This window comes from Arhodomonas sp. KWT (assembly GCF_010993615.1).
In genome coordinates this window covers 4,325-10,636 of record NZ_WNXE01000103.1, presented here as the reverse complement: position 1 = coordinate 10,636, position 6,312 = coordinate 4,325, and the positions used below count along the sequence as shown (strand labels likewise).

6 protein-coding genes and 3 tRNA genes are annotated in these 6,312 nt (G+C 65.7%); 1 reads left to right on the top strand and 8 read right to left on the bottom strand.

Features of this window, described 5'->3' with window-relative positions; all coding sequences use genetic code 11:
• Positions 1 to 102 precede the first annotated feature (102 nt).
• Complete coding sequence (locus G7A99_RS13370) at positions 103 to 963, top strand: DNA ligase (protein WP_163140903.1); 861 nt, start codon at positions 103 to 105, stop codon at positions 961 to 963.
• 66 nt (positions 964 to 1,029) lie between these two features.
• On the opposite strand, the gene G7A99_RS13365 is transcribed toward G7A99_RS13370, so the two are convergent.
• From G7A99_RS13365 to G7A99_RS13330, 8 genes are all read right to left on the bottom strand, one after another.
• On the bottom strand, positions 1,030 to 2,043 hold the full coding sequence (locus tag G7A99_RS13365; protein ID WP_163140900.1) for an NAD(P)-dependent alcohol dehydrogenase: 1,014 nt from the start codon (positions 2,041 to 2,043) through the stop codon (positions 1,030 to 1,032).
• Between the two features lie 417 nt (positions 2,044 to 2,460).
• The gene (locus G7A99_RS13360) at positions 2,461 to 3,114 is read right to left on the bottom strand and encodes an SDR family oxidoreductase (protein WP_163140897.1); all 654 of its coding nucleotides are present in this window, start codon (positions 3,112 to 3,114) and stop codon (positions 2,461 to 2,463) included.
• Between the two features lie 523 nt (positions 3,115 to 3,637).
• The gene (locus tag G7A99_RS13355; RefSeq protein WP_163140894.1) at positions 3,638 to 4,276 is read right to left on the bottom strand and encodes a DUF2726 domain-containing protein; all 639 of its coding nucleotides are present in this window, start codon (positions 4,274 to 4,276) and stop codon (positions 3,638 to 3,640) included.
• Positions 4,277 to 4,915: 639 nt separating this feature from the next.
• Positions 4,916 to 5,001: transfer RNA gene (locus tag G7A99_RS13350), tRNA-Leu, on the bottom strand.
• Positions 5,002 to 5,029: 28 nt separating this feature from the next.
• Positions 5,030 to 5,103: transfer RNA gene (locus tag G7A99_RS13345), tRNA-Cys, on the bottom strand.
• A 134-nt stretch (positions 5,104 to 5,237) separates the two neighbouring features.
• Positions 5,238 to 5,313: transfer RNA gene (locus G7A99_RS13340), tRNA-Gly, on the bottom strand.
• Between the two features lie 51 nt (positions 5,314 to 5,364).
• A complete protein-coding gene (gene pgsA / locus G7A99_RS13335) occupies positions 5,365 to 5,937 on the bottom strand; it encodes a CDP-diacylglycerol--glycerol-3-phosphate 3-phosphatidyltransferase (RefSeq protein ID WP_163140891.1) in 573 nt (190 codons plus the stop codon).
• Between the two features lie 89 nt (positions 5,938 to 6,026).
• Positions 6,027 to 6,312: helix-hairpin-helix domain-containing protein (locus tag G7A99_RS13330; RefSeq protein WP_240466280.1), on the bottom strand; the 286-nt coding region annotated here is incomplete at its 5' end.

The following is a 6,312-nucleotide window of genomic DNA, read 5'->3' as shown; positions in this document are numbered from 1 at the left end:
CCCCCGGCACTCGCTCCTGTCGCACCGGTGACCAATCCATTAGAGTCTCCCCTGTCGTGCACCGGAAGCACGCTCACCACTCGGCGATCCACGGAGGGAATCATGTCTGCCCGAGCGCTTACCCTGCTGTTCTTCTGTCTCCTGGCCCCGGCCGTCGCGCTGGCGGAGGCCGCACCGCCCCCGCTCCTGCTCGCGAATGTGTACGAGGGGAATGCCGACGTCTCCCAATACTGGGTGAGCGAGAAGCTCGACGGGGTGCGCGGTTACTGGGATGGCGAGCGGCTGCTGACCCGCGGTGGCTACCCCGTGAATCCGCCGGACTGGTTCACGGCCGGATGGCCGGAGCGCCCGATGGACGGCGAGCTGTGGATGGGGCGGGGGCGCTTCGCGGCGGTGAGCGGTGTGGTGCGCACCGACGAGCCCGTGGACGCGGAGTGGCGGGAGGTCCGCTTCATGGTCTTCGACCTGCCGGCGCACGGCGGGCCGTTCGAGGCCCGGGTCTTTGCCATGCGCCGCATGCTGGACGACCCGGACATCCCCTGGCTGCGGCCCGTCCGCCAGTTCCGCGTCGACGACGCGGCGGCGCTCGACGAGCGCCTTGCCGACATCGTCGACAAAGGCGGCGAGGGGCTGATGCTGCACCGTCGCGACGCCATCCACGAGACGGGCCGCAGCGATGCCCTGCTCAAGTACAAACCCTACCGCGACGCGGAGGCGCGGGTCGTGGCCTATACCGAGGGTGAGGGCAAGTACGAGGGGATGCTCGGCGCCCTGGTGGTCGAGCGGCCGGACGGGCTGCGGTTCCGCATCGGCACGGGGTTCAGCGACGCCGAACGGGCGGACCCGCCGCCGGTGGGCAGCCGCATCACCTACCGTTACAACGGCCTGACCGCCGACGGCGTGCCGCGATTCGCACGATTCCTGCGCGTGCGCCCGCGGATGCCGGGCGAACAGTCGGAGTGACAGGGGCCGCCCCGGCGCACTGCCCCGGGGCACGGCCCCTCAAGCGATCCGTCGGCCTTTTGCCGGTCAGATGTCCAGGCAGATCTTGCCGAAGTGGGCACCGCTCTCCTGGTGGCGGAAGGCGTCGACGATCTCCTCCAGCGGGAAGTGCCGGTCGATTACCGGGCGCACGTCGTTGGCCTCGACGGCGCGCACCATCTCCATCTGCTGGCGGCGGCTGCCCACGAGCACCGCCTGCAACCGCAGCTGGCGCGACAGCGCCTGGCGGACCTGGAAGGCGCCCTTCACGCCGGTGAGCACGCCGATGACGGCGATGTGCCCGCCGACCCGGGCGGCGACCATGGACTGCGCGAGGGTGTCGGGGCCACCCACCTCGACAACGTGATCCACGCCGCGGCCGCCGGTCAGCCGGCGTACCGTCTTGCCCCACTCCGGGTCGTCACGGTAGTTGATGAGGTGTTCGGCGCCCATCGCGCGAAGGCGTTCGAGCTTCTCGTCGCTGGAGGACGTGGCGATCACCCGGGCGCCGGCCATGCGCGCGAACTGCAGCGCGAAGATCGACACGCCGCCGGTCCCCTGGATGAGCACCGTCTCACCGGCCTTGAGCGCGCCGTCGTCCATCAGCGTGCGCCAGGCCGTGAGCCCGGCGGTGGTGAGCGTGGCGGCCTCCGCATGGGTGTAGCCCACGGGAGCGCGGGTGAACGCGGTGGCGGGCCGGGTGACCTGCTCACGGGCGTAGCCATCGATGCCGTCACCGGGAACCCGGCCAAAACCTTCCTGCTCCGGCTCGCCGTCGAGCCAGTCCGGAAAGAAGGTGCTGACCACGTGATCGCCCTCGGCGAACTCGGTGACGCCCTCGCCCACGGCGGTGACCTCGCCGGCGCCGTCCGACATGGGGATGCGGGTCTCATTCGGTGCCGTCGCGCCCTTGACCACGCCATAGTCGTGGAAGTTGAGCGAGCTGGCGCGCAGACGCACGCTGATCTCGCCGGGACCGGGCGCGGGCACCGCCCCGCCGTCGCCGATGGAGACGTTGTCGAAGCCGCCGCCCGGGGCGAGATAGACCGTCCTGTTCTGCATCACTGTGTCCTCGTTGATCGTTGTGCTCGTATGCCGCGGCGGAGGCCCTGATGGCGCGCCGCAATGTCCTCGCGCACGCGCCCCCTCACAGCGGGTGACCGTGTTTCCATTCTGGCAATAGCGTCAATATCCCGTTCCCCCGCTCTGCGCCGACGGCGACGCCGGACCGTGGAACGGGGATTCAGGATGATCCGGGAGGCATGCGGGAGGACCACCCGCCGGTCCCCACCTGGGGCGAGCGGCGCGCATCAGCGTCGCCGGTCGGGCCGCCAGCCACCCCGTGCGCGGGCAGCTCCAGCCACGGGATCATCCGGTGCCCCACATGACCGGTGCCACGAGGCGAAGCGCCGTTCAGCCGCGACTCGCCGGGAAAACTGCGCTGCCGGCAATGGAATCGATCGGTACGCCGGACCCCGCTTAGTGCCGAATGGCCTCGACCGCCTGATCGATCGGGGTCTCACCATCGGTGACCTCGAGGATCTCATTCCTGGTGGAAGGACGATCGATCAACGCCGCGAGCACGCCGGCGACGTTGCCCCTCGCCACGTTGCCGTACGGGATGGCCCGCTCCAGGTTCACCAGCCCGCTGCCATCTTCCGTGACCAGCGTCCCGGGACGCACGATGACCCAGTCCAGGCCCGAGGCGACGACAGCGTTATCCGCCTGGCGCTTCATCTTCATGTAGTGCTCGAAGCCCTCCTTGCGAGGCCGGTCGCGCCCCGCGTCCATGAAGGCCGAGACCAGGTACAGACGCGAAATGCCGTTGAATCGGGCCGCCTCGATCAGCTTGACCGGTGTCCCGTAGTCTATGGCCGTCGTCCGGTCCGCCCCGCTCCCTGCCGCTCCGGCGGAGAACACGATGGCATCGTGCCCCTTCGTCGCCTCGACGAGGTCCTCCGTGGTGACCTCCATCAGGTCCCCCGGATAGGGCGTGACACCCACCTCCCGGAGCGCCGCGTCCTGCTCGGGCCGGCGATGCAGCCCGGATACCCCGTGCCCTGCCTCGATCAGCTTGGGCGCGAGCCTGGAACCGATGCCGCCGGTAACACCGACAATAAAGACGTTGCTCATGGAGCCCTCCGCCTCTGGCCGTGGTGACAGATTCAACCTGAATCATTCGCTGGCACATAGTGTAACAACGTACCGACTCGCACCGTGCACGATACACGGCACCGGGGGCGGCCCGGGACGACGCAACGGCAGCCACGCACCACGGCGCCGGCTACGGCAAACGAAGTTCCGGCAGTTCACCCCTGCCTGCGGCCGGCACTGAACGGGCTGGACGGAGACGGGGGACCGCCGAAAAGTGGACAGACTCGTGCCCGCAGTGAAGTGGCCTGCCAGACAGCATCCCGTGTCGTCGTTTCTTCCTTACGAAGACGACAGGCACGCAAAACGGATCAAACGCATCACAGGGAAATGAGAGGGAAGGATTAATGGTGCCCGGACCGGGACTCGAACCCGGACGGGTGAAACCCGAGGGGTTTTAAGTGGTTGCCTCAACACCATATTATGCCATAAACAGCGGGCATTCAGCATGCTTAGCGTTTGGAAGCGACATCGTACGACACTATGCCCTTTGAGGCCGTTGACGCTAAATTGACATATCGACGGCCGCGTCTTGAGCGGGACTGGATATGGCATTTCGGATCGTGGTTCTTATAGCGTTTGAATCAGGAATATCGCGGACGTGCCACCTAATAACGGTTAGTCCTGCATCGTTTAATATCCGGTCTTTAGCGTGATCTCTTTTTTGATCGTGGGAGCTATCATCGAGTTCGATGACAGCTACTATGGATGAGTCATGACGACATAGGACAAAGTCGGCCACTTTTTGTCGAGCATGCGCAAAGTGAGTGAAGCGTTCCTTTCTCGTTCTTCCTTTTGCACCAATGAACTGACTGAACGCGACCTGTGGGAAAACATGGTAAGGCTGGCTCTGGCATAAGCGGTGGAATAGAATCTGCTCAGGTTCCGTCATTACCCGCTTCGCGTAGAAACTACCTGATGGTGGCGGATTTGATTCCCCCACCGTCGGTTCCTTTGCGGTGATGGGCAGTTCATCGGGATTGGAAAGGTGATCTGATTCGACCTCCGGATCTCGTCGTGTCGCGTTCCGAGGCAACTTCGTTTTTAGGGTTGCGATCAGGACCATGGCGACGATCGCCATGACCAGGAGAACGGCTGCCATTCCAAGGATCGTGAAAGCTACGGTAGTAACTGCGTCCAGCATTGGATTCCTTTCCCCCCGATATCGTCATGGGTAGTTGACCCGGACTGGTCTACCCCGATAGCAGGCAACCTGGTGGTTGTCCCCGTCCTACTTGTTCCCGTCTTCGTTGACCGTCCTGGTCGAGAACCACCTCGTGGCGGCTCTGCGTGCTGTCAGGAGGCTTTCGCTGCCCCGTCCGAGTCTTTGCCGGGCCTGTTCCTCGCGGGCTGATTTACCTTTGTCTTAGTCCGTCAAGCCAGTGCCTGATTGTCTGTATTGTAGACATATTACGTACATCAACCACGGCAGCTCCATTCATGTGTGCGCCAAGCGGGACATCAGCGAGGATGATGGACTCAGCTGCCGTGCCGGTATACACGCCACGTCCGGCCCGACATGGCCCACGGCAATCAGATCGGTATATGTACCGTACAGACGGGCCGCGACGACGCACTGGATTGGTAGCGGGGGTGCAACGGCTCACGATCGCCGGCAGTGGTGCGTCTTTCAGGTCGGAACGTGCCATGCGCGCGTCGGCCGGGCGTCTTTGAGGCGCCTTTCTCACATGGCCCGACAATTCCGGCCTGGGAAGGCCCGAGCCACAAAACCGCCCGAACGCGTAACAGGGACAAAGGAGACGGGAAAACCGCGGGGAATGATTGGTGCCCGGACCGGGACTCGAACCCGGACGGGTAAAACCCGAGGGATTTTAAGTCCCTTGCGTCTACCAGTTCCGCCACCCGGGCCGTTGGGCGATCGAGACGGGAAAGGAAATGGAGGCTAGGACCGGAATCGAACCGGTGTACACGGCTTTGCAGGCCGCTGCATCACCACTCTGCCACCTAGCCTCTGCGCGACGCATCATAGCAGCATGCGTATTCGTTGGCGAGCCTCCCGCGGCCATGCCGGCGTGACGCCTGAACGGCGTGCGGAAGCCGCCACGAAAAAGCCCCGGGCGATGCCGGGGCCTTTTCTGGGATCTTGGAGCGGGAAACCGGACTCGAACCGGCGACCCCAACCTTGGCAAGGTTGTGCTCTACCAACTGAGCTATTCCCGCTTGCGTTGTGAGGCGTATTCTACAGCGCTCTGCGTTGCCGTCAACCCCGGGTTACCGGTTCGTTTCGGCGCTGCCGTCGAGCGCGTGCCACGCGGCGTTAAGATAGAGAACCATGGAGTAGATGGTCAACACGGCGGCGATGTAGAGCAGCCAGAAACCGAGGGTGAAGGCGGAGACCCCCGCCACCGGCCCGGCATAGAGCAGCAGCAGGATCGCCGCCATCTGGGCGGTGGTCTTGAGCTTGCCGAGCAGCCCCACGGCCACGCTCGCGCGCAGCCCGAGCTCCGCCATCCACTCCCGCAGCGCCGAGACGGCGATCTCCCGGCCGATGATGACCGCGACGGGCAGCGCCAGCGCCGCTGTCGGATGGGAGGTGAGCACGGCAATGAGCGCCACGGCCACGATGAGCTTGTCCGCCACCGGATCGAGGAAGGCACCGAACGCCGAGGTCTGGCTCCACAGGCGCGCGAGGTAGCCGTCGAGCCAGTCCGTGGCCGCCGCCAGCGCGAAGATCGAGGCGGCGATCACGTTCGACCACGGATACGGCAGCAGGAACATGAGCCCGAGCACGGGGATCATGGCGATGCGCAGCAGCGTGAGGATGTTTGGCAGGTTCCAGCTCATTGGGATCCCTGATCGGGGTTTGTGCGTTGTGCGGTGCGTCCTGTGAGCGCTCACGCTAACACGCCCCGCGGCCGCGTGCCGGGGGTATTTCAGCCGTTGAGCGTCTCGTGGATGCGCTCGGCGAGCGCGCGGTTGATGCCCTGCACCCGGGCCAGGTCCTCGACGCCGGCCCGGCGCACGCCGCGCAGGCCACCGAACTGCTTGAGCAGGGCCTGGCGGCGTTTGGGTCCGAGGCCGGGGATGTCCTCGAGCACGGAGTGCGTGCGCTTGCGCCCGCGCCGGCCGCGGTGGCCGGTGATGGCGAAGCGGTGCGCCTCGTCGCGCACCTGCTGGAGCAGGTGCAGGCCCGGGGCGTCCGGGGCGAGGCGGTACTCG

Coding starts and splice junctions, on each gene's coding strand:
- G7A99_RS13370 (WP_163140903.1), top strand. CDS start 103: ATGTCTGCCCGAGCGCTTACCCTGCTGTTCTTCTGTCTCCTGGCCCCG.
- pgsA (WP_163140891.1), bottom strand. CDS start 5,937: ATGAGCTGGAACCTGCCAAACATCCTCACGCTGCTGCGCATCGCCATG.
- G7A99_RS13360 (WP_163140897.1), bottom strand. CDS start 3,114: ATGAGCAACGTCTTTATTGTCGGTGTTACCGGCGGCATCGGTTCCAGG.
- G7A99_RS13365 (WP_163140900.1), bottom strand. CDS start 2,043: ATGCAGAACAGGACGGTCTATCTCGCCCCGGGCGGCGGCTTCGACAAC.
- G7A99_RS13355 (WP_163140894.1), bottom strand. CDS start 4,276: ATGCTGGACGCAGTTACTACCGTAGCTTTCACGATCCTTGGAATGGCA.